Genomic DNA, 23,724 nt, shown 5'->3' on the forward strand with positions numbered 1-23,724 from the left:
GTACAATGGACGGCCCCACGTTGCACGAGTGAGCCGTCCCTTGTCGTATCCCTATCCGCTGGTCGTGTTCGACCTCGATGGCACGCTGGTCGACAGCGCCGCCGATATCGCCGAAGCACTGAACCGCACGCTGGAAGACATCGGCCTGGCGCGCGTACCCGAAGCCACCGTGCTGGGCTGGATCGGCGACGGCGTGCGCCGGCTGGTCGAACAGGCCGTGCAGGCCGCCGGGCGTCAGATCGATCTGGCAGCGGTGATGCCGACCTTCATGGTCCATTACCGCGAATGCCTGCTGCGCAGCCCGCAGCTGTTCGCTGGCGTAGTGGATGCGCTGGCGCAGTTGCGTGCGTTGAAGGTGCCGCTGGCCATCTGCACCAACAAGCCGGTCGCGCTGGTGCCGCCGTTGCTGCAGCACCTGGGTATCGCCAACGCCTTTGCGCTGGTGCTGGGTGGTGATTCGCTGCCGCAGCGCAAGCCCAGTGGTGAGCCGTTGCGGCATATCGCCGCGCACTTCGAAGTGCCCGTCGATGCGTGCCTGATGGTTGGCGATTCGCTCACCGACTATCGTGCTGCCGAGGACGCCGGCATGCCGATCGCGCTGGTGCGCTACGGCTATCCGCGAGGACTGGACCTGGAAAAGGCGCACGCGGTAGCGGTGATTGACGACCTGCGCGAGCTGCCGGGGCTGCAGGGCTGACGCAACGGTAGTGCCGGCCGTTGGCCGGCACCCCGTGACGCGCTGCCGAAGGTCATGATGTTGCCGGCCAGCGGCCGGCACCACCGTGACCGTTGCGGTCACTTCGGCTGGTAACGCACGCTCAGCTGATACTCGCGGCTTGGCTGGTTGAACCACGCCACGGTTTCGTACTCGCGGTCGAATACATTGGCCACCCGCGCCAGCACCGACCATGCCGGGGTCAGTGCGTATTCGGCGCGCAGATCCAGCGTGCCGTAGCCGCCGACCTTCACCGCGTTGGCGGCATCGTCAAAGCGCTTGCCCGCGCCCTGCACGGTCAGGCCGGTGCGGAAATCACCGAAATGGCGGTCGATGTCCAGGCGCGCGGTCTGCTGCGCACGGCGGGCCAGCCAGTTGTCGAACTGCGCGCTGCCGTTGGTGCGGTTGCGCGGGTCGGTGAAGCTCAGCTGCGCGTTGATGTCGAAGCCGGCCACAGTGGCGCCGCCGGTCAGTTCGGCACCGCGGATGCGTGCCTTTTCGACCTGCTGCATGCGGAAGGTGGCCGCGTCGTAGGTGATCAGGTCATCGATGCGGGTTTCGTAAACGTCCAGGCCCCAGCGCCAGCCCTGGCCCTGCTGCGAGATACCGAGGTTGGCACTCTTGGACTTCTCCGGGTCCAGCGTCGGCACGCCGCTCCACGGGTCATACAGGTCGCTGAAGGTCGGTGCCTTGAACGCGGTGCCATAGCTGGCGTTGACGCGCAGGCCGTGGCCCAGCTCCATCGCCCAGCCGAGGCTGCCGGTGGCGTGGTTGCCGAACTGCTGGTTGTCATCATTGCGTGCGCTGGCCTGCAGCTGGTGACGGCCGAAGCGCGCTTGGTACTGCAGGAATACGCCGGTGTTGCGGCGGCTGTCGACCAGGTAACCGGCGCTGCTGCCATCCAGGTTGTCTTCGCTCCAGTCCACGCCGGTGCTGAGCAGCTGGCCTTCGGCAACACCGATGTCGGCCTGCAGCGAAGCGCTGTCGCGGTGCGTCTGCGCGCTGCCGCGTGCACCGAAATCACCGAAGTTGTCGGACTCGTTGTCGCTGCGGCCGACGTTGGCGGTCAGCGTCAACTGCTCGGACGGGGTGTAGCGCACCTTGCCGGCCAGCACCTGCTGGCGGGTCTCGGAGTAGTTGTAGTAGCCGTCGTAGTGGTTCTTGCCGTCGGCACGCAGGGCGCTGCCTTCCACGGTCCACTGGTCGCTCAGGTTGTAACCACCGCGCAGGCTCTTGGACAGGTTGCGGTAGCCATCGCGGTCGGGTTCATCGGCAAAGCAGCCGGCAAACAGCGTGGCCGAACCGCGGCAGGCATCGATGCCGTCCGAATGCTGGTAGGCGATGTCGGCGCCGAACCAGCCGCGTTCGGTGCCGCCACCGATGCCGCCGCTGGCTTCACGCAGGCCATTGCTGCCGCCGCCCAGCTGGAAGTGCGGAGCGAAATCGCCCTGGTTGCGGCGGGTGAAAATCTGGATCACACCGCCGATGGCGTCGGCACCGTACAGGCTGGACTGCGGGCCGCGCACGATTTCCACGCGCTCGATCTGTGCCAGCGGCAGATCCTGGTACATCGCCAGGCCAAGGTCGGCGCTGTTGATGCGCACGCCATCGACCAGCACCACGGTGTGCGAGGAATTGGTGCCACGCAGGAACAGCGAGCTCTGCTTGCCCAGGCCACCGGCGTTGGTCAGGTTGATGCCGGCGCGGCCCTGCAGCAGTTCCTGCAGGGAGGTGGCCTGGCTGGATTCGATCTGCGCGCGGTCGATCACCTGCGCAGGCGCAATGCTGTCCTGCAGGGCGATCGGAGTACGGGTAGCGGTGACCAGCACCTGGTCGAGGTCGGCGGCACCATCATCGGCCAGGGCCAATGCAGGAAGCGCGGCCAGCACGGCCAGGGACAGCATTCGGGACTGCAGTTTCATCGGGGGACTCCAGGTGCCGCGCACGCCCGCGCAGCGAAGGGGAGGAGTCACGACAGGCAGGCACGCGCCGATGCCGCGGCCATCGCCGCGGACAACCAGCGCCATGCCCACCGCATCGCGACCTGAGGCTTCCGGGCCGGTCTCCGGGCTCGCCGCCGGGTGGCCCGAGGCCACCGTCCAGGCGCCTTCCCATGCCTGCGGCACAGTGGCGGGTTGCCTGGAACTGACGTGCTTACCGTTGCGGGGGCAGCGCCGGCATGGCGTGTTGTCACGCGTCACCGGCTTCCCGTTTCAACCTGCCGGCAGGGCCGCAGGTCACCTGGAAGTGCGCGCAGTCTACGGCATCGCGGCCGGCCCGTAGCGTCGAACCTGCACGACTGAAGAGGCGCGGATGCACCTGCACGGTGCAGCAGACCTGCGCCAGCGCCTAGAATGCAGCTCGAATTATCGTGGTGCCGTTGCCGATGTCCGTCTGTTTTCCGCTGTTCCCGCGCCGCCCTGACTGGGCACGCGCATGATCCTCGACCTGGTCCGCCATGCCGGCAACGGTCGCGATGAGTTCCTCGATGGCCGCAGCGATCCGCCGCAGCTGGCCCGCCTGCCGCAGGAGCTGGTCGATGCCTATGCCGGACAATCGTGGGAACGGGTGATCAGTTCGCCGCGCCTGCGCTCGTTGCATACGGCGATGGCATTGGCCACACCGCGCGCGCTGGACGTGGAGGCGGACGAGGAGTGGGAAGAGCTGGATTTCGGCGACTGGGACGGCCAATCGTTGTTCGACCTGCCGGAAGAGGCGTTGGCCGCGTTCCACGCAGATCCGCACGCATTCCCGCCGCCGCATGGCGAGAGCTGGGGCCACTTCGAACGGCGCATCGCACGCGCGCTGGATCGACTGCTGGACGACGACGACCCTCCGCCGACGGTCGTGGTCAGCCACGGCGGCCCGCTGCGCATGGTGCTGTCGCAGGTGTGTGGTCTGCCGATGTCGCTGTGCTGGGCGCTGCGCATCGACCACGGCACGCGCCTGCGCGTGTGGGTCGAGCGCGGTGAAGCCGGGCTGGTGGGCGAGCTGCTGGAGCTGCAGCAGCCCTGATCGGACGGTAGTGCCGGCCGCTGGCCGGCAACTGCACGATCTTCGCAACGTTCCTGAGGATCCTCGGCGTCGAAGCGCTGCTCATGCACCGGGCCCGATGCCGGGCCTGCCGCCTTCAACGGATGCACTGCGATACGTGCTTCGTAGTCCTGCACCAGCGCTGCGCGCTGCGGTTCGCTCAGTTCCTGCCAGTGGCAGTCCAGCAGCGCACCTTCCAGCGAATACAGCAGGTTGAGGCTGGGCTTGAAGCCGGCACGCTTGACCTTGACGAAGGCACCAACGGCACCGATGGCAACCAGGTCCTCACGGCTGCGCAGGCCCACTTGGCGCAGCCATGCCGCACTCTTCGGGCCGATGTTGCGCAGCTTGACCGCGCTCACGCCAACGCCCCGACGAACACCTCGGCGATGGCTTCCAGGCCAGCCTGGTCCTCGGCATCGAAGCGGCCGACGACCGGGCTGTCGATATCGAACACGCCGATCAGCTCCCCACCGCGGAGCAACGGCACCACCAGTTCCGAGCGCGATGCGGCATCGCAGGCGATATGGCCGGGGAAGGCGTCCACGTCTTCGATCCGCTGGGTGACGCGCTGGCTGGCGGCCGCACCGCACACGCCCTTGTCCAGCGGAATGCGCACGCAGGCCGGCAGGCCCTGGAACGGACCGACCACCAGTTCCTTGCCGTCGTAAAGGTAGAAGCCCACCCAGTTCAGGTCGGGCAGGGCGTGGTAGACCAGTGCAGCGAGGTTGGCCGCATTGGCGATGCGGTCGGACTCGCCGTAGACCAGGCCACGGGCCTGTTCCAGCAGCTGGGCGTATTGTTCCGGCTTGCTGCCGGTGAGCGAGGCGTTGGCGAACATGGCCGCAGTCTAGCAAGCGTGCCGGGCCAGCGATAATGGGGACTCTGCTGCCCTGCTGGAGCCTGTGATGTCCCTGCCTGCCACGTTGCCGACGGCCCTGTTCGTCACCGGTACCGATACCGAGATCGGCAAGACCGCCGCCAGTACCGCGCTGCTGCACGCGCTGCGCCGGCGCGGCCTGCGCGCGGTGGGCATGAAGCCGGTGGCCAGCGGCAGCCACGACGCGGGGCAGGGGCTGCGCAACGACGACGCGCTGGCACTGCAGGCCGCCAGCCTGCCGGTGCCGGACTATGCCGATCTGAACCCCTACGCATTGCGCCAGCCGTTGGCGCCCGAGCTGGCGGCCGCAGAAGATGGCGTGCGCATCGAACTGTCCCCGATCCTGGCGGCCTTCGAACGCCTGCGCGCACAGGCCGACGTGGTGGTGGTCGAGGGCGTGGGCGGCTGGCTGGCGCCGTTGTCGGCGCAGCTGGACCAGCTTGACCTGGTACGTGCGCTGCGGCTGCCGGTGGTGCTGGTGGTCGGCATGCGCCTGGGCTGCGTCAACCACGCGCGGCTGACCGCACACTCGCTGCAGGCCAGTGGCGTGGAGTGCCTGGGCTGGATCGGCAACCACATCGATCCTTCGATGCAGCGCCAGGATGAGAATTTCGCGACCTTGCAGCAGCGCCTGCCGATGCCCTGCTGGGGCCGGATGCCGTATCTGCCGGGCGCCGATGGTGAAGCGTTGAGCGCGCACCTGCACGACGACCACGGGTAGTGCCGGCCGCTGGCCGGCAACTGCACGCACTCACTACCTCGAGGTCGCCGGCCGCTGGCCGGCACTACCGTGTTGCCGCCACCAGCTCCCGTGCGATCGCACCCAACCGTTCCACCGCAGCGATGAAGCGCGCGTCCAGGGTCTGGCAGCACGACAACCGCAGGCAATGCCGGTAGCGCGCGCCACGCGAATACACCTGGCCCGGCATGAACACGATGTCCTCTGCCAGCGCGCGCTCGAACAGCTCCCGGGTGTCTACGCCAGGCAACTCCAGCCACAGCAGGAACCCTCCCTGCGGCTCGGTGGCGCAGGTGCCGGCCGGGAAATGTTCGGCCACCAGCTGCCGCAGGCGACCGACCTGTTCGCGGTACAACCGGCGCATGCGATGCAGGTGGTGCTCGTAGCTGCCTGCTTCCAGGTAGGCCGCCACCGCATCACCGAGCAGCTGCGGTTCGCCGCCGGTGGACTGGAATTTGAGCAGCGCGATGCGTTCGGCGAAGCGGCCGCCATCGAGCCAGCCGATGCGGTAGTCCGGTGCCAGCGTCTTCGAGAATCCACCGACCACCATCACCCAACCGTCGCGGTCGAACGCCTTCAGCAAGGGCGCCGGCGGCTCGCTGAACTGCAGTTCGGCATACACCGCGTCTTCGATCAGCGGCAGCTGGCGTGCGTTGACCAGTTCGGCCAGGCGCTGCTTGTCGGCGATCGGCATCGTGCAGCCCAGCGGGTTGTGCACGGTCGGCATCACCACCAGCGCCGCAAGAGGGGTGTGCTGCAGCAGTGCTTCCAGCGCATCCACGTCCAGGCCGCGCTGCGGATGGGTGGGCAGTTCGATCGGCTGCAGGCCCAGCGTGGTCAGCAGGGGATACAGGTTGAAGTACGAGGGTGCTTCGATGCCGACTGCATCGCCGGGCTGGGTGACCGCGCGCAGTGCCAGTTGCAGTGCTTCCATCGCACCATGGGTCAGCAGCAGGCGTTCGGGGTGGGTATGCAGGCCCATCCGCGGGCCACGCCGCACGATCTGCGCCAGCAGGCGTGGCGAACCATTGGGACGGGCGTAGGTCTCCACGGTCTGCTGGCCATGGCGAAGTACCTGCGCGGTGTGCCGGGCCAGCTGCGCACCCGGGTAGAACTGGCGCCCACGCGGGCCGGCAAAGGCGAGGTCGATCACGCCGGGGCGCCGCTGCGCTTCCAGCACCCGCGCCATCAGCACCTGCTGCAGCGGGGCGGTGGGCGCGGACGGCGCATCACGCAGCGAGCGCTGCGGAACCGACAGTCGCGGCGCCACTTCGAAGCCCGCCTTCGGCCGCGGAATGACCAGACCGGCGTCTTCCAGCTGACGGTAGGCCGCGATCACGGTGTTCAGGCTGAGCTGGCGCTGCGATGCCATCTGCCGCAGCGACGGCAACCGGCTGCCGACCGGCAGGCGCCCGCCGTGGATGGCTTCAGCCAGCTCGTCCGACAGCCGCTGGTAGCGGGGTGGGATCATCGTGGTGGTGTCTTCTGTATCCATCGACTCGACCCGCATCTGGTTCTGTACCCATGATGCCGACGAGCCTAGCATGTCGTTGTCGGCCGGGCCTGATCGGGGCCGGGTCGATACTTCCCAAGCGCACGGCCCTGTGGCCGTGCGTCTTTTTTTCATGCCTTGGTGGTGCCGGCCGCTGGCCGGAAATCCCCGGCTGCGGAAGGGTGCGGTTGCCGGCCGGCGGCCGGCACTACCCGGGGTGTCACCGCATCGGCACCAACGCGGGATCGCGGCGGTACAACGCCGGGAACTGCTTGCCCAGCGCGGTCAGCTTGGGTGCGTCGTAGTAGCGGATGTACGCGGCCTGCGGGTAGTTGCTCATGTAGTTCTGGTGGTAACTCTCAGCCGGGTAGAAGCGCTGGCCGCTGCTCACCTGGGTCACGATCGGCGCGCGGTAGCTCCCCGCCTGACCGAGCTGACCGATGTACGCACGGCTTGCTGCCTGCTGGCGCGCGTCTTCGACGTAGATCGCCGAGCGGTACTGGCTGCCGTGATCGGGCCCTTGGCGGTTGAGCTGGGTCGGGTCGTGCACCACCGAGAAGAACACCTGCATCAACTGTCCATAGCTGACCTGGCGCGGGTCGTAGTCCACCTTCACCGCTTCGGCGTGGCCGGTGCGGCCACCGCTGACGCGCTCATAGCGGGCGTCGGCGGCACTGCCTCCGATGTAACCGGACACCGCGTTGCTCACCCCTTTGACGTGCTGGAACACGCCCTGCACGCCCCAGAAACAACCGCCGGCGAAGACCACGCTGGCGTGGCTGGCGTCATCGCGGAAGGCCGCATCACCGCTGGGCGCAGGCAGTGCCTGCAGCTGTGCCGTGGGCTCGGCCGGGGCGGCGATCGCGCTGTGGTCCACCAGCAGCACACCCGCGACCAGCGCGGTGGCGACCAGGCCGGCGACGCCGGCGGCAATGCCCTGTTCGAAGGAGAGTTTCATCGTGTGCTCCCGGTTCAACCGAAGGTGAAGGCGTAGGCCTGCACGCCTGCGTCGAGGAATTCGATCTCGAAACGATGCGGACCAATCGTGCCGCGCTGGCGGATCAGCTGGTACAGGCGGTGCTCGTTGACGGTGCCGGTGCCATCGGCGGCCACGTCGGCGCCGGCATCGGCCGCGGGCAATGGCTTGCCATCGAGCAGCACGCGGAAGCGCACCGGCTTGCCGTCCTCGCCCGGTGCCAGCACCAGATGCAGGTCGCGGGCGTGGAACTGGAACGCGATGCGGCCGCCGGCCTGCTGCAGTTGTGCAGCCTCATCGTTGACCCGCCACTGTCCGGACAGGCCCCACTGGTTCAGCGCCAGGATGGACGGCAGCGTGTAGCCGAATGCTGCGTCGGCGCGCTGCCCGCCCGGCGAGGCGAACTGCTCGGCACGTGCGTGGCCCAGGTAGGTTTCCGGCGAGCGCAGGTTGCCCATGTCGGCCTGCGTGGCCACGCCCAGCAGGTCAGCCGCGGCCGGATCAGCAGGCGGCGGCAGCTCGGTCTGCCCGGCTTCCACCAGCAGGCGGCGGATCACCTGTTCGGAGTGCGCGTAGTTGCCCTCGCCGAACTGATGCCCGCGGATGTTGCCCTGCGCATCGACGAAGTAGTGCGCCGGCCAGTAGCGGTTGTTGAACGCGCGCCAGATCGCATACTGGTTGTCGAGTGCGACCGGGTACTCGACCTTCAGCTGCTGCACGGCCTTCATCACGTTGCGCGGGTCGCGCTCGAACGCGAATTCCGGGGTGTGCACGCCGATCACCACCAGGCCATGGTCGCGGTAGCGCTGCGCCCATTCGTGCACGAACGGCATCGCACGCAGGCAGTTGATGCAGGAATAGGTCCAGAAGTCGATCAGCACGACCTTGCCATGCAGCTGCTCGCGGCTCAGCGGCGGGCTGTTGAGCCACCCGGTGGCGCCGTCCAGCGTGGGCAGCGTTCCTTCCACCGGCAGCGGCGCGCCTGCCTGGCCGGCTGCCATCATCATCATCATCGGCGGTGCTGCCGGCTGCGCATCGGGCACGGCATCCAGCAGGCCCTGTTCGATGCGTGCGGTGCTGACCGCGGACAGGCGGGTCAGCAGGCCGGTGTCCCAGCCCAGGCCGATCGCCACCACTGCCAGCAACGCTGCCACGCCGAGCACCCGGCGCACCACATTGCCCAGGCCGAGCCGGGCCTGCAGCGCGCGGAACACACGACCGCCCACCCACACCGCCAGCGCCAGCGCGGTGACTGCGCCCAGCGCGTAAGCCAGCAACAGCGAACTGGTGCCGACACTGGCGCCGTTCAGGGCGGCGCCGGTCAGCACCAGGCCGAGAATCGGGCCGGCGCAGGGCGCCCACAGCAGGCCGGTGGCGATGCCGATCAGCAGGGAGGTCCAGGCGCCGCCACGGCCGGCTGCATCCGCGGCGTCGGCACGCGCGCTCAGGCGCGCACCGATGCGCTGGAACGGCGCCAGCAGATGGTCGGCCAGGGTCGGCCACAGCAGCGCGATGGCGAACACGGCCATCAGTACCAGTGCCACCCAGCGGCCGATCTGGTTGGCCTGCGCCACCCACTGGCTGCCGACCGCCGCCAGGCTGGCAACCACGGTGAAGGTCAGTGCCATGCCCACCAGCAGCGGCAGGGTGCTGCGCACGAAAGGACGATCAGCGCGTGCGAACACGAACGGCAGCACCGGCAGGATGCAGGGGCTGAGGAGGGTCAGCACGCCCCCGAGATAGGCAAGCAGCAACAGCAGCATCATCAGGCTCCAGAAGCAGGGGAAGAACCGACCGGCACGCGCCAGTCGCCGGCGGCGTCCTGTTGCGCAGTCCCGGGCATGAACGCCATCGCGGCGCCGTTCATGCAGTAGCGCAGTCCGGTCGGCCGCGGGCCGTCGTTGAACACGTGGCCGAGGTGGCCGCCACAACGGCGGCAATGTGCTTCCACCCGCAACATGCCGAAGGTGGTGTCACGGTCCTCGCCGATGGCGTTGTGCAGCGGCGCCCAGAAGCTGGGCCAGCCGGTGTGGCTTTCGAACTTGGTGGACGAAGAGAACAGCGGCAACGCACAGCCGGCACAGGCGAACGTGCCCTGCCGATGTTCCTTGTTCAGCGGGCTGCTCCAGGGGCGCTCGGTGGCCTGCTGGCGCAGCACGGCATACTGCGCCGGGCTCAGCAGCCGACGCCACTCGGCATCGCTGCGGACCACCTCGAACTGTCGCGAAGGCCGTGCCTCGGCAACGGCTGGCGCCGCGCGGCTGCACGCGCCCAAGCCCAGCAGGCCGGCGGCGGTGACAGCACCGCCCAGGCCCAGCAGATGGCGGCGGGTGAGGGTCATGGTGGACTCCGGGAAGGGGCGACGGGGCCATGCTGCGCCCCCTCCGGTCAACGAATCCTCACGCAGGATTCAATTTTTCGTGAGGTATCCACGCCGCTCCCGCGCCACAATGCCGGCAGCCTCCCCACTGGCCCGAAGCTGCCGATGTCCGCCAAACGTGTCCTGATCGTTGAAGACGATGCCCATATCGCCGACCTGCTGCGCATGCACCTGGGTGATGAGGGCTATGAAGTCGCACACGCCGCCAGCGGCGATGCCGGCCTGCGCCTGATCGAACAGGAAGGTCCGTGGGATGCACTGGTACTGGACGTGATGCTGCCGGGCGTGGACGGTCTGCAGGTCTGCCAGCGCGCACGGGCGATGGCGCGCTACGTTCCGATCATCATCATCAGTGCGCGTGGCAGTGAAACCCAGCGCATCGTCGGCCTGGAACTGGGCGCGGACGACTACCTGGCCAAGCCGTTCTCGATGCCGGAACTGGTGGCGCGCGTGCGTGCGCTACTGCGCCGCGCCGAAGCCATGGCACAGAACGCGCGCATCGATGCCGGGGCGATCGAACTCGGGGGGCTGCGGCTGGACCCGGTCGCGCGTACTGCCGCCGTCGATGGCAATGCACTGGAACTGACCCCGCGTGAGTTCGAACTGCTGCTGTTCTTCGCCCGCCACCCGGACCAGGTGTTTGCGCGGATGGAACTGCTCAACCAGGTCTGGGGCTACCAGCACGACGGTTACGAGCACACGGTCAACACCCACATCAACCGCCTGCGCAGCAAGATCGAGACCGACCCGGGCAACCCGCGGCGCCTGCTGACCGTATGGGGGCGCGGCTACAAGCTGGTCGACCCGGCCGGGGCGGCAGCATGATCAAGCCGAACCTGTGGCAGAAACTGGCGCTGGTGATGTCGGCGCTGATGCTGATGTGCTGCATGGCGCTGCTGGCCTGGCAGATGCGCACCAATACCCGGCATGAGCAGGAAGTGGTGCAGCGACTGTCGCTTGGGTTGGCCGAGCACATCGCCCAGCGCAGCGAGCTGATGGACACCAGCGGCATGCGCGATGCGGCGGTGCGCGCATTGTTCGGCCAGCTGATGGCGGTCAACCCCAGTGTCGAGGTGTACCTGCTGGATGAGCAGGGTCGCATCCTCGGCCACGATGCGCCCAGCGGCCACCTGGTGCGCACCCGGGTGGACGTGGCACCGCTGCGGCGCCTGCTGTCCGGTGCACCGCTGCCGATCCTCGGTGACGATCCCCGCAGTGCCGATGGCCGCAAGGTGTTCAGTGTCGCGCCACTGGTGGTGCAGGGGCGGCAGGCGGGTTACGTGTACGTGGTACTGGTGGGCGAACACCGGCAGATGCTGGCCGACGATCTGGCCGCCGGCAGTCAATGGCACACCACGCTCTGGTCGGTGCTGTTGATCGGCGGGCTGGGCCTGCTTGCCGGCCTGGTGGCCTTCTACTGGGTGACCCGGCCCCTGCGCCAGGTCACCCGGCGCATACAGGCCTTCGACATCGACGCTCCGACGCCACTGCCAGCGCCGGTACCGCTGCGCGCGGGCGAGCGCGATGAACTGAAGATCCTCGAACATGCCCATTCGCAGATGGCACAGCGGCTGGGCGAGCAGTGGCAGCAGCTGCGCCAGCAGGACCTGCAGCGCCGCGAACTGGTGGCCAACATCTCGCACGACCTGCGCACGCCGTTGTCCTCGCTGCACGGTTACCTGGAAACGCTGGCGCTGAAAGAAGCCACGCTGTCGCCGCAGGAGCGTCGTCGCTATCTCGGTATCGCGCTGGCGCAGAGCGCCAAGGTCGGCCGTCTGGCCCGGGCGTTGTTCGAACTGGCGCGGCTGGAACACGGTGAAGTGCGGTTGGAGTGGGAAGTGTTCGCGCTGCCGGAACTGCTGCAGGACGTACTGCAGAAGTTCGAGCTTGCCGCGCAGGCACGTGGGCAGCACCTGCACGCTGATTTCCCGCCGGGCCTGCCGCTGGTGCGCGCCGACCTGGGTCTTGTGGAGCGCGTGCTGACCAACCTGCTCGACAACGCGCTGCGACATGCGCCGGACGGTGGCCGCGTGCAGGTGCAGCTGTCCGCGCTACCCGACAGTGTGCAGGTGGCGGTGCAGGACGATGGTCCCGGAGTGCCGCCAGCGCTGCGTGGGCAACTGTTCCAGGCGCCGGCGGCACTGGGGGCACGGCGTGGCGAAAACGGCGGGCTCGGCCTGCTGATCGTGCAGCGCATCGTGCAGTTGCATGGCCGCCGTATCGAACTGCGCGACAGCGAACAGGGCGCGCTGTTCGTGTTCGCCTTGCCGCGTGCCGATGCCGAGGCGAACTAGACGTTGTCTGCCGGTGGCGGAACACCGCTTTCCATCGGCAGCAGCAGCCGGATGCAGGCACCGCCGAGCACCGAATCGGCCACTTCCACGTGGCCGCGGTGCTTGTCCGCCACCACCTGCACCAGCGCCAGGCCCAGCCCGAAGCCCGGGCTGGCCAGGTCCAGCCGCACGTAGGGCTGCAGCACCTGGCTGCGCAGTTCGACGGCGATACCGGGACCGTCGTCCTCCACCTGCAGGCACAGCCATCCGTCGTTGAGCGTGCTGACGATGCGGATCTGCCGGCGCGCATAGCGCAGCGCGTTGCCCAGCAGGTTGCGCAGCGCCAGTTCCAGCATGTGCCGGTTGACGTTGACCAGCCCTGCCGGTGACAGGTCCTGCTGCACCGGTATCGTCAGTGGTGCGAACTGCTCGACCACGCCGCGTACCAGCGCGGCCAGTTGCAGGCGCTGGCGGGTGACCTGATGGCAGCGGCCGAGCGCGGCGTACTCGACACCCGCATCGGTCAGGTGCTGCAACCGGTCGATGTCGATGCGCAGGCCGGACAGCGCATCGCGCTGGGCGTCGTCCAGTCCGGTGTCTTCCAGGTCGGCCAGGCCGAAGCGCATGCGTGCCAGCGGTGTGCGTACTTCGTGCGCCACCGCCTGGGCCAGCACGCGCTGGCTGTCCAGCAGCAGCTGCAGCTGTTCGGCCATGTGGTTGAACGCCTTGGCCAATGGCCGCACCAGCGCGGTACCGGCGCGTGGCGCCCGGCTGTCGAGCTGGCCATCGCGCATCCGTCGTGCGGTCTGCGCCAGCTGCGAGACATCGCGCCACAACCGGTAGACCATCACGTACATCGGCAATGCCACCGCCACCATCAGGATCAGCAGGATGATGGCCACGCCGGACGCTTCACTGTCCTGCCAGCCTTCTTCGGGCAGGGCCTGGTCCAGCGGCCCCAGGATCAGCGCACTGTTGCTGTTGCCGACGCGCTGCAGGCTGCGCATGCTGTCCAGCTCGATCTGCACGTGTCCGTTGAGCAAGCCCTTGCGCTGTTTCGCCGGCAGTATCGCGGCAGCCTCGGTCAACGGCATCAGCTGCAGCGGATAGGCGAAATCGCTGTCCAACTGTTGCGCCAGGGCTGGCCATTGCGCCGGCGGCGTTTCGGCGAAGCGATGTTGCAGCATGGCGTGCGGGCCGCGCATTTCCGCCTGCAGGCTGGCCTCGGTGCGGTCTTCCAGCAGCGCATCCCAGGCCCATAGCCCGAGCACGATCAGCAGCAGATGGGCGGTGAGGAAACCGATGCCGTAGCGCAGGAAGTGGAAGGCATGGCCACGCATGGCCGACGACGGATGCTTCATCCCCATGCCGATCGGCTGAACAGGTAACCACGGCCGCGCACGGTCTTGATCCGCTCGGGCTGTTCCGGGTTGTCGCCGAGCTTGCGCCGCAGGCGCGAGATGCGTGCGTCGATCGAGCGGTCCAGGCCATCGAAGGCGATGCCGCGCAGGCCACGCAGCAGCGCATCGCGGTCGAGGATCTGGCCCGCGTTGCCGGCCAGCAGGAACAACAGGTCGAACTCGGCGGTGGTCAGCTCCAGCAGGCGGCCCTGCAGGTGCACGTTGCGTGTGGACGGGTCGATGCTCAGTTCACCGAAACGCAGGGCGCCATCGCGTGGCTCGACCCGGCGGTGGCGGCGCAGATGGGCGCGCAGCCGCGCCAGCAGCACCCGCGGTTCGATCGGCTTGCCGATGTAATCGTCGGCGCCCAGTTCCAGCCCCAGCACCTGGTCGATGTTGTCGGTACGGGCGCTCAGCACGCAGATGATCCCGTCATAGTGGGGCCGGATCTGCCGACACACTTCGAAACCATCCTGGCCCGGCAGGCCGATGTCGAGCAGGACCAGCGCCGGCTTCTCGCTGAGGATCCGGGCGATCGCGCGCTGGCCGCAGCGTTCGTGGGCGACCTGGTAACCGTGGCGCTTCAGGTAGTCGCTGACCATCGTGCCCAGCCGAGCGTCGTCTTCAACCAGTACGATATCCAGCATCTACAAGGCCTCCGGGGTGCTTCCGTACCGCCGTGGCACGAGCGCGGCGATGCTATCCCAGCTGTCGGGCCGCTCGGGTCCAGGGAGCGGGCGCCATTCAGCCGGGGTTGCTGGCGCGCGGGCCGGGCCTCAGGCCGGGCAACGACTTGGCCGCACGGTAGCAATCGTGTTGTTACAAAACGTTACGTAAGCCGCGCCTGCGGTGACGGTCGCTGACAGCGCTACGACTGACGTGGCGCTCGGCGGGGCCGAGCATGGCAGCTCTCCCCATCCGCGTGCCGCCCTCATGCCGTCCGCCTCCTGTCCCGCGTTTTTCTTTGATTGCCCTTGCCATGGAGGCCAGCGATGAGCGGCGTGGTCGGGGCCTGGCTGCCGCCTGCCGACGACGAGCAGCTGCTGCAGCAGCTGGCGCCGATGCTGCGGGCGCTGCAGCAGCGCGGCCGTGGTCGCATCGGGTACTGGACCGATGCCGACGCAGGGCTGGCCCTCGGTCATTGCCGTGCGCCGACCGCCATGCCGTTGCAGCCGCTCAGCTCCAGCTGCGGGCGCTACGTGCTGTGCCTGGATGGCCGCATCTACAACCGGGCGGCCCTGCAGTCGCAGCTGCGCGACCTGCCACGCAGCTGCACCGATGCACGCCTGTTGCTGCAGGCCATCGTCGAGTGGGGCGTGCAGCGTGCGCTGTCGCGCATCGAAGGGGCATTTGCGTTCAGCGTCTGGGACCGCCACGCGCACGAGCTCTGGCTGGCGCGCGACCCGGTCGGCGAACGGCCGCTGTATTACGGCTGGTACCAGGGCCAGTTCCTGTTTGCCTCGGAGTTGAAGGCGCTGCAGGCCTTTGCCGGATTCGCTCCCAGCATCGACCAGGATGCATTGAGCCTGCTGCTGCGCCATGACTATGTGCCGGCGCCGCACACCATCTATCGCGGCATCCACAAGCTGGTGGCCGGGGCGATGCTGCGCGTGGATCTCAACGATCATGCCGCCGGCGGATCAACGCAGGCCACGCAGGGCGGCCAGCGCTACTGGTGCGCGCGCGATGCGATGCAATCCGCGCTGCAGCAGCCGTTGCAGCCGGCGCCCAGCCTGGAGCAGGCCACCGACCAGTTGGAGGTGGTGCTGCAGCAGGCGATCGCCACGCGCATGCATTCACCCGTGGCCTGCGGTGCGTTCCTGTCCGGTGGCACCGATTCGTCGCTGGTGGTGGCGATGATGCAGGCGCAGTCGGCGTTGCCGGTGGAAGCATGGACGGTGGGTTTCGACGACCCCGGTCACGACGAGAGCGACTGGGCCTCGCAGGTGGCCCGCCACCTGAGCGTGCATCACCACCTGCACAGGATGGACAGCCGGCAGGGCCTGGATCTGCTGCAGCGCTTGCCGCAGGTCTGGTGCGAACCGTTCGCCGATGCCTCGCAGCTGCCCACCCTGCTGGCCAGCGAGCTGCTCGGCGCGCGCAAGCCGGTGGCGTTGACCGGCGACGGCGGCGACGAGTTGTTCTTCGGCCACCCCAGCTATGGCCGCGCACTGCGCAATGCGCGCCTGTGCGGTGGCCTGCCGGACTGGGTACGTGATCTTGCACGGCGTGGCAGCAGCCGCTTGAACGTCGAGCGTGGTCGGCTTGGCGGTTGGCGGGCACTGGTGGCCGAGGTGGCCGCCAACGACGTGGAGGGGCATTACCTGCAGCGCGTCACCCGCTGGCGGCAGCCGACCCAGGTGGTACTGGGCGCACGCGAGCCAGCGACGATCTTCCAGCAGCAGGACACCGCACTGCCGGCAGAAGCGCGCATCCAGCTGCTGGATTTCCGCATGGACCTGGCCGAGGGGATTCTTGCCAAGGTTGACCGTGCCGGCATGGCGGCCGGCGTGGAGACGCGCTCGCCGTTGCTGGACATGGAGGTCATACGCCTGGCCTGGCGCCTGCCGCAGCACCTGAAGTACCACGACGGTGAGCACAAGCGGATCCTCAAGCATCTGCTGGCGCGCTATCTGCCCGCGCCGCTGGTCTATCGCCCCAAGCGCGGTTTCGGCCCACCGATGGCACGCTGGCTGGCCGGCCCGCTGCGCGACTGGGCGGAAGCCTTGCTCGACCCGCAACTGCTGCGCAACCAGGGGTGCTTCGATGCAGTACGCGTGCGCGCGATCTGGGAGGCGTTCCTGCGCGGCGAGCGCAAATGGCATACGCACCTGTGGAACGTGTTGATGTTCCAGGCGTGGTACCAGCACTGGCACGGCAACCGCGGGCGCTGAGCGCTCCTTGCGTGGCCGATCGATTCTGCGCGGCACATCTGCGCGGCGCAGGGCGGAGGCCCTTGCGTGCGAATGTCCTCCGGCGCCGGCCTGCGGCCACCGCCTCCCCCTTTACTTCGCACGCAAGGGCCTCCGCCCTGCGTGGGGAGATCTTCGGTGGCCTCAGGAAAGCAGCGATCTGCGCATCTGGTGCCGCAAGCCGAGCCTCGTCGGGGCAGGTAGGGGTCTGGGCAAAGTAAAGGAGGAGGTGGCGGCCAACGGCCGGCGCCGGGGGCCATTTGCCCAGGCCCCTACCTGCCCCGACGGGGCCCTTCAGATCGCAGAGACCCGGACGAAGACGCGTTCCAGAATCCAGACGCCAGGCAAAAAAAGACCCGGCAGAGGGAGGGATCTGCCGGGTCCGGATTGCATGGGGGGAGGGACCCATGCAATGAGCGTGGGCGTCGCGCCAGTGGCTGTTGCCTGCCAGTCGCATCCGCCGTGCATTTGTATTGATGCAATGCAGCATACGCCGATCATGCGGCAATGCAACAAAAATCACGAAGGCGCCATCTCCGGCGCCTTGAGGCCTTTCAGATCAATGGGTTGATCAGGCGGCGGGGCCGCGGTAACGGCAGCCCGAGGTGCAGGTTTCGTGCACGGTGATCTCGCTCAATGCCGGCAGGGTGGGCTTGAGCTCGTTCCAGATCCACACGGCCAGATTCTCGCTGGTCGGGTTCTCCAGGCCGGGGATGTCATTGAGGTAATGGTGGTCCAGGCGGTCGTAGATCGGCTGGAAAGCCGCCTTCACGTCACCGAAATCCATGATCCAGCCGGTCTGCGCGCCCGGCTCGCCCTCGACTTTCAGTTCCACCCGGAAGGAGTGGCCGTGCAGGCGCGCGCACTTGTGCCCCGGCGGCACGTTGGGGAGGCGGTGCGCCGCCTCGAGCATGAAGACTTTGAAGATTTCCATGGCGCGATTGTACGCCGCGGGCGGCCGATCAGCCCGGCTTTGCGTTGCCTTTCCGTGAAGAAATTCTTTCCATCCGGATGAAGAGATGATAGTTTCTCTTATATCCGTATGAAGAGATGTTATTGGCTGCACCCCGGCCAGGCATGGATTACTGCGGAACTTACCTCGTCCTTCCACTACCTCCCCCACATCGTCATGCCCCAGCACACCCTGCTCGTGGCGGCCCTGGCCGTCGCTCTGGCCGCGCCATTGTCTGCCGCCGCCGAAACCACCGCCGACGCCAGCGGCGAAGCCAGCACCCTGGCTGCCGTGCGTGTCACCGGTTCCAACATCAAACGCGCCGATACCGAAGCCTCCAACCCGGTGCAGGTGATCGGCCGCCAGCAGCTGGAACAGACCGGCAAGGCCACCGTGGCCGATGTGCTGCGCTCGATCTCGGCCAACACCGGCAATGCCAGCAACGAGACCACCAACAACGGTTGGGCCTCGGGCTCGGCCGGCATCGGCCTGCGCGGTCTTTCGCAGAAGAACACGCTGGTGCTGCTCAACGGCCGCCGCCTGGCCAACTACGGCTTCCCGGCCGGCGGCCTGTCGGACACCTTCGTCGATCTCAACGCGCTGCCGCTGGTGGCCGTCGAACGCATCGAAGTGCTCAAGGACGGTGCATCGGCCGTGTACGGCAGCGATGCGGTGGCCGGCGTGGTCAACATCATCACCCGGCAGAACTTCGAAGGCGCCGAGATCGGCGGCAGCTTCGGTGGCGCCGACCAGGGCGGCCTGCACGAGCAGAACCTGAAGTTCGTTGGTGGCCTGGGCGACATCGACAAGGACGGCTACAACATCCTCTTCAGCCTGCAGGCCTACAACCGTGAGCGACTGGACCAGGACGAGCGCAACCTGACCAAGAGCGGTATCTACAGCGACCAGCCCGGCGGCCGCTGGAACGGCTGGTCGGCCAAGGGCGCACGCTATCTGGTCAATGGCACCTCCGTGCCGATGCTCGATGCCAACGGCAACTGCCCCACCGGCACCACCCGCGTGGCCAGCGCGCCGATCGACGGTCTGGCCGGTGATACCTGCGGCTTCAACCAGGCCCCGTACACCACCCTGATTCCGTCCACCAAGCGCTACCAGGCCTACGCCAACGGCACGTTCCGCCTCGGCGACAACGTCGAAGCGTTCGGCGAAGTGCTGTACAGCCAGATCAAGAGTGCTGCCTGGTTCGGCAGCAGCCCGTTCTTCACCCTGGAAAGCGGTCGCTTCGCGCTGAACGCGCAGACCGGCCTGGCCGAGCCGGTGTCGTCCAACCTGCCGGCCAGCAACCCGTACAACCCGTACGGCCGCGCGATCCCCATCGAATACACCTTCTTCGACCTCGGCGGCACCATCAAGACCAACCGGTCCACCGCCTATCGCGGTGTGTTCGGGCTGCGTGGCAACACCGAGAAGTGGGACTGGGAAGTGGCCGCGTTCGGCGCGCGCAGCAGCGAGCGCGAAACCGTCTCCGGCGGCTTCGCCAACCGCTGGGCACTGGCCAATGCACTGGCCACCGGCAGCTACAACCTGCTGAACCCGGCCGCGACGCCGCAGTCGGTGCGCGATTCGATCAACATCGCCACCCTGCGTCCGGCCGAGTCGGTGCTGCAGGGCATCGATGCGAAGATCTCCGGCAGTCTCGGCCACACCTGGGCCGGCGACATCGGTTTCGCCGCCGGTGCCGAATGGCGCCGCGAGAAGCTTGATTCGAACAACCCGTGGCAGATCGATGCCGGCCTGCAGGTGCGCCCGGCAATCGCCGAAGTGCATGGCGAGCGCAAGGTCAGCGCCGCCTACGCCGAGGTCAACGTGCCGCTGGCCTCGACCCTGGAACTGTCCGCCGCCGCCCGCGCCGATCATTACGATGATTTCGGCGACGCGTTCTCGCCCAAGCTCGGCCTGCGCTGGCAGCCGCTGGATTTCCTGCTGGTGCGTGCCTCCGCGTCGAAGGGCTTCCGTGCCCCGTCGCTGTCGGAGAACTCCAACAGCACCAGCATCGCCTACGGCAGCGTGGTCGACCCGCGTGATCCGGACGTGCCGGGCTCGCGGCAGAACCCGACCTTCTTCACCGTCGGCAACAGCGACCTGAAGCCGGAGCGCACCAAGAGCGTGAACTTCGGCGTGGTGCTGTCGCCGTGGGCGAACACCAACCTGAGCATCGACTACTACCGTATCCAGCTGGACAACCTGGTCGGTACCAACAACACCCAGACCCTGGTCAACGACAACGTCGCCGATGCCGTGCAGCGCGATGAGCGCGGCAAGCTGCAGGCGGTCTACAACCGCTACCAGAACCTGAGCGAGCTGAAGACCTCGGGCATCGACGTCGAGCTGCGCCAGCGCATCCCGACCACCGCCTTCGGTGACTTCACCGTGACCTCGGCCTACACCCATGTGCGCGACTACCGGCGCCCGACCGTGGTCGGTGGCCCGCTGGTGGACTATGCCGGCAGCAACCTCGGCGCCACCCTGCCGAAGAACAAGGCCACCACCACCCTGGACTGGAAGTACAGCGACTACACCGCCGCGGTGACCTGGTACTACACCAGTGGCTACGACCAGAAGGCCAGCACCGCTGCAGCTGCGGTGCAGAGCCGCGTCGACGCCTACAACCAGTTCGATCTCTACCTGGGCTACACCGGCATCGAGAACCTGACCGTGTACGCCAAGGTGCAGAACCTGGGTGACAAGACGCCGCCGTACGACGCCTCGTTCCCGGGCATCCGCGCGCCGTACGACTTCAGCCAGTACGACCTGCGTGGCCGCTACTTCACGCTGGGCTTCGACTACCGCTTCTGATCCACCCGCCGCGGCCGGCCACCCTGTGTGGCCGGCCGTGTTGCCATGTTCCAGGGGAGTCACCGTGTCCTTCCACCGCCGTGCCGTTTTCCCGTTGTTGCTCGCCGTCGCCACCGCCGTATCGTTGCCGCCYGCGGTACATGCGCAGAGCGCCTATTTCTTCCCGCAGACCACCGATGCCGCGGCATTCGATACCGCCATTCCCACGCCGGAGCAGTTCCTCGGCTATCCGATCGGCAGCCGCTACACCCGCCATGACCAGCTGGTCGCTTACTTCCAGGAGCTGGCCAAGCACTCGGACAAGATCAGCGTGCGCGAGATCGGCCGCAGCTATGAGGGCCGACCGCTGCTGATCGCCACGGTCACTGCTGCAGGCAACCACGCGCGGCTGGAACAGATCCGCCAGCAGCACGCGACCCTGGCCGACCCGGCGCAGCCGCGCAGCGCTGCCGGTGACAGCCCGGTGGTGGTGTGGCTGGGCTACAGCGTGCACGGCAACGAGACTTCCAGTGGCGAAGCGGCGATGCTGACCGCCTACTACCTGGTGGCCAACCGCAGCGCGGAAACGCAGCAGTGGCTGCAGCAGGCAGTGGTGCTGTTCGACCCGGCGCAGAATCCCGACGGCCGCGATCGCGCCGCCAACTGGCACAACGCCTGGGCGTCCGATCCGGCCTCGGCCGATCCGGCCGACAAGGAACACGTCGAACCGTTCCCGCAGGGCCGTACCAACCACTACTTCACCGATCTCAACCGCGATTGGCTGGCACTGACGCAGCAGGATTCGCGGCCGAAGGTGGCGCAGTTCCACCAGTGGTACCCGAACGTGCAGATCGACTTCCACGAGATGGGCAAGGACAGCACGTACTACTTCGAGCCATCGCCGAAGAGCATGCATAGTCCGTTGATCCCGGCAGCGTCGTACGAGTTCAACAAGACCCTGGCCAAGTACCACGCCCAGGCGCTCGATGCGCTGGGTTCGCTGTACTACACCGGTGAGAATTTCGACAATTTCTCGCCCGTGTACGGCTCGACCTATCCGGATTTCCACGGCGCGGTCGGCGTCACCGTGGAGCAGGCCAGCTCGCGCGGTCGCGTGCAGGAATCGGTGAATGGCCTGCTGACGTTCCCGTTCACCATCCGCAACCAGGTTGCCACCGGCTTGGGCACGGTGCGCGGTGCGGTGACCGAGCGCAGCGCCCTGTTCGATCTGCAGAAGAGTTTCTTCCAGAGCGCGCTGAAGCAGGCCGCACAACAGCCGGTGAAGAGCTTCGTGTTCGGCGACGCGCATGATCCGGCATTGACCCGACGCCTGCTGGAACTGCTGTTGCTGCACAGGATTGAAGTGCATGCACTGGACCGCGCCGTCAGCGTAGATGGCCAGCGTTTCGAAGCGGGCAGCGCCTACGTGGTGCCGGTGCAGCAGGCGCAGTTCCGCCTGGTCCATTCGATCTTCGCCGAGACCCCGCCGATCAAGGGCGACGTGTTCTACGGCAGCACCAGTTACGCGATCGCCCCGGCCTACGGCGTGGCCTTTGCCGGCAGCCGCAGCCGCATCGATGGCGGCGCCCGCGTAGTCGAGGTTCCCGCAGTACAGGGCGGGGTGATTGGCGGTGAGGCGGGCTTTGCCTACGTGATCGACTGGCGCGACTACAACGCGGGCCGCGCACTGGCGGGCCTGCAGGCCAAGGGCTTGTCCACGCGTGCCACCTTCCAGCCGTTCACCGCCAGCACTGCGCAGGGAGACGTGGCCTTTGCCGGCGGCAGCATCGTGGTACCGGTGGCCGGGCAGCCGCTGCAGGGCGCGGCGTTGCAGGAGGCGGTCGCCGCCGCCGCGCGCGTCGCTGGCGTGCAGGTGCATGCGCTGTCCAGTGGCCGCAGCCGCGATGGCATCGATCTTGGCAGTGATGGCGTCAAGGCACTGCGCAAGCCCTCCGTCGCGCTGGTGATGGGCGAGGGCGTGGCCGCCACCGAAATCGGTTCGGCCTGGTTCCTGCTCGACCAGCAGCTGCGCCTGCCGGCCAGCAAGTTGGACCCGCAGCAGCTGGGCAAGGTATCGCTGGATCGCTACACCACGATCGTGCTGTCCGGCGGCACCTATACGGGCATCGACGCGACCGCGGTAGCGGCATTGAAGCGCTGGATCCAGGCCGGCGGGTCGCTGGTCACCTATGGCAGCGCATCGAAGTGGGCGATCGAACAGAAACTTGCCGACGGCGAGAAGCTGGGCAAGGACGAGGAAGCAACAGACACCGCGCGCCGCGCCTTCGGTGACCAGCGCGATATCGCCGCGATCGAGCGTGTCAGCGGCAACATCCTCAGTGCCGACGTCGACCCCAGCCATCCCCTGGCGTTCGGCGTGCCGCGCCGACAGCTGGCGATCAACAAGGAGAACACGGTCATCCTGCAGCCGAGCACGAACGGGTTTTCCACGGTGGTGCGGATCGACGACACGCCGCGGGTGAACGGGTATCTGTCCGAGCGCAACCGCAGTCGCGTGGCTGGCAGTGCGTGGCTGCTGGTGTCGGCGCAGGGGCAGGGCAACGTGATCCTGTTTGCGGATGATCCGGCGCATCGCAAGTACTGGCATGGCACCGACCGGTTGCTGATCAATGCGATCTTCTTCGGGAATCTGGTGAATCCGGCGAAAGCGCGGGGTTGAGGCATTACGCGCTTCGATTGATGCGTGTGGGGGAGGCCGGGCGGGCTGCGCAGGACACGCTGTAAATACATCCATGTAAGCTCGATCGGCGCATCCATGCGCCTCACGGTCCTGCGCAGCCCGCCCGGCCTCCCCTCGATGGTTTCCTGCGAGCGCGGACACATCAAACCCAAGGCGGGAGCAAGGGCGAAAGCAAAAGCAAAAGCTGGAATTCCGGCTTTTGCTTTTGTCTTTGAATTTGATCCTTCTTCTCCTGGCTACCCGGCGGTACAAGAAGGCGCTGGTGATGATTGAAGCGGATGGGCGTAGGGGCAGCGCAAAACCGTGAGGCGCATGGATGCGCCGATCGAGCCCCCATGGATGGGTTTACGGCGTGTTTTGCGCTGCCCCTACGCCCATCCGCCCTCGACGCAACCCACCGCCAGCTTTCAAACCATCCGGTAGCCCGCAACAAAAAAGGGACGACGCGTAAGCGTCGTCCCCCGATAAGCAGCCC

18 protein-coding genes, 1 pseudogene and 1 riboswitch are annotated in these 23,724 nt (G+C 67.5%); of the genes and pseudogenes, 9 read left to right on the forward strand and 10 right to left on the reverse strand.

Translation table 11 applies throughout. From position 1 onward, the window contains the following. The first annotated feature begins 40 nt into the window (after positions 1-40). Complete coding sequence (gph, locus tag AB4Y98_RS16825) at positions 41-697, forward strand: phosphoglycolate phosphatase (RefSeq protein WP_442244775.1); 657 nt, start codon at positions 41-43, stop codon at positions 695-697. 98 nt (positions 698-795) lie between these two features. Here the strand turns inward: gph and btuB are convergent, their stop codons facing one another. Continuing rightward, complete coding sequence (gene btuB / locus AB4Y98_RS16830) at positions 796-2,637, reverse strand: TonB-dependent vitamin B12 receptor (RefSeq protein WP_442244750.1); 1,842 nt, start codon at positions 2,635-2,637, stop codon at positions 796-798. A gap of 117 nt (positions 2,638-2,754) precedes the next feature. Further along, positions 2,755-2,975: riboswitch (cobalamin riboswitch) on the reverse strand. 176 nt (positions 2,976-3,151) lie between these two features. On the opposite strand from btuB, the gene AB4Y98_RS16835 reads away from it, so the two are divergent. Beyond that, on the forward strand, positions 3,152-3,730 hold the full coding sequence (locus AB4Y98_RS16835) for a histidine phosphatase family protein (protein ID WP_117309440.1): 579 nt from the start codon (positions 3,152-3,154) through the stop codon (positions 3,728-3,730). A gap of 50 nt (positions 3,731-3,780) precedes the next feature. Here the strand turns inward: AB4Y98_RS16835 and AB4Y98_RS16840 are convergent. Further along, a pseudogene (locus AB4Y98_RS16840) lies at positions 3,781-4,110 on the reverse strand (TfoX/Sxy family protein); the annotation flags it as partial. Then, positions 4,107-4,589: a GAF domain-containing protein gene (locus tag AB4Y98_RS16845; protein ID WP_025878430.1), complete on the reverse strand. Its 483-nt coding sequence runs from the start codon at positions 4,587-4,589 to the stop codon at positions 4,107-4,109. The gene AB4Y98_RS16845 and the pseudogene AB4Y98_RS16840, both read right to left, overlap by 4 nt. 67 nt (positions 4,590-4,656) lie before the next feature. On the opposite strand from AB4Y98_RS16845, the gene bioD reads away from it, so the two are divergent. Further along, positions 4,657-5,349 carry a dethiobiotin synthase gene (gene bioD, locus AB4Y98_RS16850; protein WP_442244751.1) on the forward strand — a complete coding sequence of 231 codons (693 nt, stop codon included), beginning with the start codon at positions 4,657-4,659 and terminating at the stop codon, positions 5,347-5,349. Between the two features lie 64 nt (positions 5,350-5,413). On the opposite strand, the gene AB4Y98_RS16855 is transcribed toward bioD, so the two are convergent. The 4 genes from AB4Y98_RS16855 to msrB all read right to left on the reverse strand — a co-directional run bounded on the left by AB4Y98_RS16855 (position 5,414) and on the right by msrB (position 10,176). Further along, positions 5,414-6,862: an aminotransferase-like domain-containing protein gene (locus AB4Y98_RS16855; protein WP_442244752.1), complete on the reverse strand. Its 1,449-nt coding sequence runs from the start codon at positions 6,860-6,862 to the stop codon at positions 5,414-5,416. A 217-nt stretch (positions 6,863-7,079) separates the two neighbouring features. After that, on the reverse strand, positions 7,080-7,817 hold the full coding sequence (gene msrA, locus AB4Y98_RS16860; protein ID WP_088101640.1) for a peptide-methionine (S)-S-oxide reductase MsrA: 738 nt from the start codon (positions 7,815-7,817) through the stop codon (positions 7,080-7,082). Positions 7,818-7,831: 14 nt separating this feature from the next. Next, positions 7,832-9,598 carry a cytochrome c biogenesis protein DipZ gene (locus AB4Y98_RS16865; RefSeq protein ID WP_442244753.1) on the reverse strand — a complete coding sequence of 589 codons (1,767 nt, stop codon included), beginning with the start codon at positions 9,596-9,598 and terminating at the stop codon, positions 7,832-7,834. A 2-nt stretch (positions 9,599-9,600) separates the two neighbouring features. Beyond that, positions 9,601-10,176, reverse strand: coding sequence for a peptide-methionine (R)-S-oxide reductase MsrB (gene msrB / locus AB4Y98_RS16870; RefSeq protein WP_442244754.1), 576 nt, complete (start codon positions 10,174-10,176; stop codon positions 9,601-9,603). A 144-nt stretch (positions 10,177-10,320) separates the two neighbouring features. Between msrB and AB4Y98_RS16875 the strand changes: the two genes are divergently transcribed. Continuing rightward, complete coding sequence (locus AB4Y98_RS16875) at positions 10,321-11,040, forward strand: response regulator transcription factor (protein ID WP_025878436.1); 720 nt, start codon at positions 10,321-10,323, stop codon at positions 11,038-11,040. Beyond that, positions 11,037-12,509 carry a sensor histidine kinase gene (locus AB4Y98_RS16880; protein WP_442244755.1) on the forward strand — a complete coding sequence of 491 codons (1,473 nt, stop codon included), beginning with the start codon at positions 11,037-11,039 and terminating at the stop codon, positions 12,507-12,509. Before AB4Y98_RS16875 ends, AB4Y98_RS16880 begins: the two co-directional genes overlap by 4 nt. Here the strand turns inward: AB4Y98_RS16880 and AB4Y98_RS16885 are convergent. Then, complete coding sequence (locus tag AB4Y98_RS16885; protein ID WP_312786414.1) at positions 12,506-13,849, reverse strand: ATP-binding protein; 1,344 nt, start codon at positions 13,847-13,849, stop codon at positions 12,506-12,508. The genes AB4Y98_RS16880 and AB4Y98_RS16885 overlap by 4 nt on opposite strands. Beyond that, a complete protein-coding gene (locus AB4Y98_RS16890) occupies positions 13,846-14,535 on the reverse strand; it encodes a winged helix-turn-helix domain-containing protein (RefSeq protein WP_025878439.1) in 690 nt (229 codons plus the stop codon). The genes AB4Y98_RS16885 and AB4Y98_RS16890 overlap by 4 nt, the downstream gene beginning before the upstream one ends. A gap of 345 nt (positions 14,536-14,880) precedes the next feature. Here AB4Y98_RS16890 and asnB point away from each other — a divergent pair, with 345 nt between their 5' ends. After that, positions 14,881-16,782, forward strand: coding sequence for an asparagine synthase (glutamine-hydrolyzing) (gene asnB, locus AB4Y98_RS16895; protein WP_442244756.1), 1,902 nt, complete (start codon positions 14,881-14,883; stop codon positions 16,780-16,782). 589 nt (positions 16,783-17,371) lie between these two features. Here asnB and queD read toward each other — a convergent pair. Then, positions 17,372-17,734: a 6-carboxytetrahydropterin synthase QueD gene (gene queD / locus AB4Y98_RS16900; RefSeq protein ID WP_025878441.1), complete on the reverse strand. Its 363-nt coding sequence runs from the start codon at positions 17,732-17,734 to the stop codon at positions 17,372-17,374. 195 nt (positions 17,735-17,929) lie between these two features. On the opposite strand from queD, the gene AB4Y98_RS16905 reads away from it, so the two are divergent. The 3 genes from AB4Y98_RS16905 to AB4Y98_RS16915 all read left to right on the forward strand — a co-directional run bounded on the left by AB4Y98_RS16905 (position 17,930) and on the right by AB4Y98_RS16915 (position 23,522). Beyond that, a complete protein-coding gene (locus tag AB4Y98_RS16905) occupies positions 17,930-20,569 on the forward strand; it encodes a TonB-dependent receptor (RefSeq protein ID WP_442244757.1) in 2,640 nt (879 codons plus the stop codon). A gap of 64 nt (positions 20,570-20,633) precedes the next feature. Continuing rightward, complete coding sequence (locus AB4Y98_RS16910; RefSeq protein WP_442244758.1) at positions 20,634-23,228, forward strand: M14 family zinc carboxypeptidase; 2,595 nt, start codon at positions 20,634-20,636, stop codon at positions 23,226-23,228. Between the two features lie 96 nt (positions 23,229-23,324). Continuing rightward, positions 23,325-23,522 carry a hypothetical protein gene (locus tag AB4Y98_RS16915; RefSeq protein WP_442244759.1) on the forward strand — a complete coding sequence of 66 codons (198 nt, stop codon included), beginning with the start codon at positions 23,325-23,327 and terminating at the stop codon, positions 23,520-23,522. The last annotated feature ends 202 nt before the right edge of the window (positions 23,523-23,724 follow it).

Origin of the sequence: Stenotrophomonas sp. 2YAF26 (assembly GCF_052114625.1) — a bacterium.
GTDB lineage: Bacteria > Pseudomonadota > Gammaproteobacteria > Xanthomonadales > Xanthomonadaceae > Stenotrophomonas > Stenotrophomonas indicatrix.

Bases quoted from the DNA above. Each gene is read 5' to 3' on its own strand.
- AB4Y98_RS16885 (WP_312786414.1), bottom strand. From the start codon at position 13,849: ATGAAGCATCCGTCGTCGGCCATGCGTGGCCATGCCTTCCACTTCCTG.
- bioD (WP_442244751.1), top strand. From the start codon at position 4,657: ATGTCCCTGCCTGCCACGTTGCCGACGGCCCTGTTCGTCACCGGTACC.
- AB4Y98_RS16855 (WP_442244752.1), bottom strand. From the start codon at position 6,862: ATGGATACAGAAGACACCACCACGATGATCCCACCCCGCTACCAGCGG.
- AB4Y98_RS16890 (WP_025878439.1), bottom strand. From the start codon at position 14,535: ATGCTGGATATCGTACTGGTTGAAGACGACGCTCGGCTGGGCACGATG.
- AB4Y98_RS16875 (WP_025878436.1), top strand. From the start codon at position 10,321: ATGTCCGCCAAACGTGTCCTGATCGTTGAAGACGATGCCCATATCGCC.
- asnB (WP_442244756.1), top strand. From the start codon at position 14,881: ATGAGCGGCGTGGTCGGGGCCTGGCTGCCGCCTGCCGACGACGAGCAG.
- msrB (WP_442244754.1), bottom strand. From the start codon at position 10,176: ATGACCCTCACCCGCCGCCATCTGCTGGGCCTGGGCGGTGCTGTCACC.
- AB4Y98_RS16835 (WP_117309440.1), top strand. From the start codon at position 3,152: ATGATCCTCGACCTGGTCCGCCATGCCGGCAACGGTCGCGATGAGTTC.
- AB4Y98_RS16865 (WP_442244753.1), bottom strand. From the start codon at position 9,598: ATGCTGCTGTTGCTGCTTGCCTATCTCGGGGGCGTGCTGACCCTCCTC.
- queD (WP_025878441.1), bottom strand. From the start codon at position 17,734: ATGGAAATCTTCAAAGTCTTCATGCTCGAGGCGGCGCACCGCCTCCCC.
- AB4Y98_RS16905 (WP_442244757.1), top strand. From the start codon at position 17,930: ATGCCCCAGCACACCCTGCTCGTGGCGGCCCTGGCCGTCGCTCTGGCC.
- AB4Y98_RS16880 (WP_442244755.1), top strand. From the start codon at position 11,037: ATGATCAAGCCGAACCTGTGGCAGAAACTGGCGCTGGTGATGTCGGCG.
- AB4Y98_RS16915 (WP_442244759.1), top strand. From the start codon at position 23,325: ATGCGCCTCACGGTCCTGCGCAGCCCGCCCGGCCTCCCCTCGATGGTT.
- msrA (WP_088101640.1), bottom strand. From the start codon at position 7,817: ATGAAACTCTCCTTCGAACAGGGCATTGCCGCCGGCGTCGCCGGCCTG.
- btuB (WP_442244750.1), bottom strand. From the start codon at position 2,637: ATGAAACTGCAGTCCCGAATGCTGTCCCTGGCCGTGCTGGCCGCGCTT.
- AB4Y98_RS16845 (WP_025878430.1), bottom strand. From the start codon at position 4,589: ATGTTCGCCAACGCCTCGCTCACCGGCAGCAAGCCGGAACAATACGCC.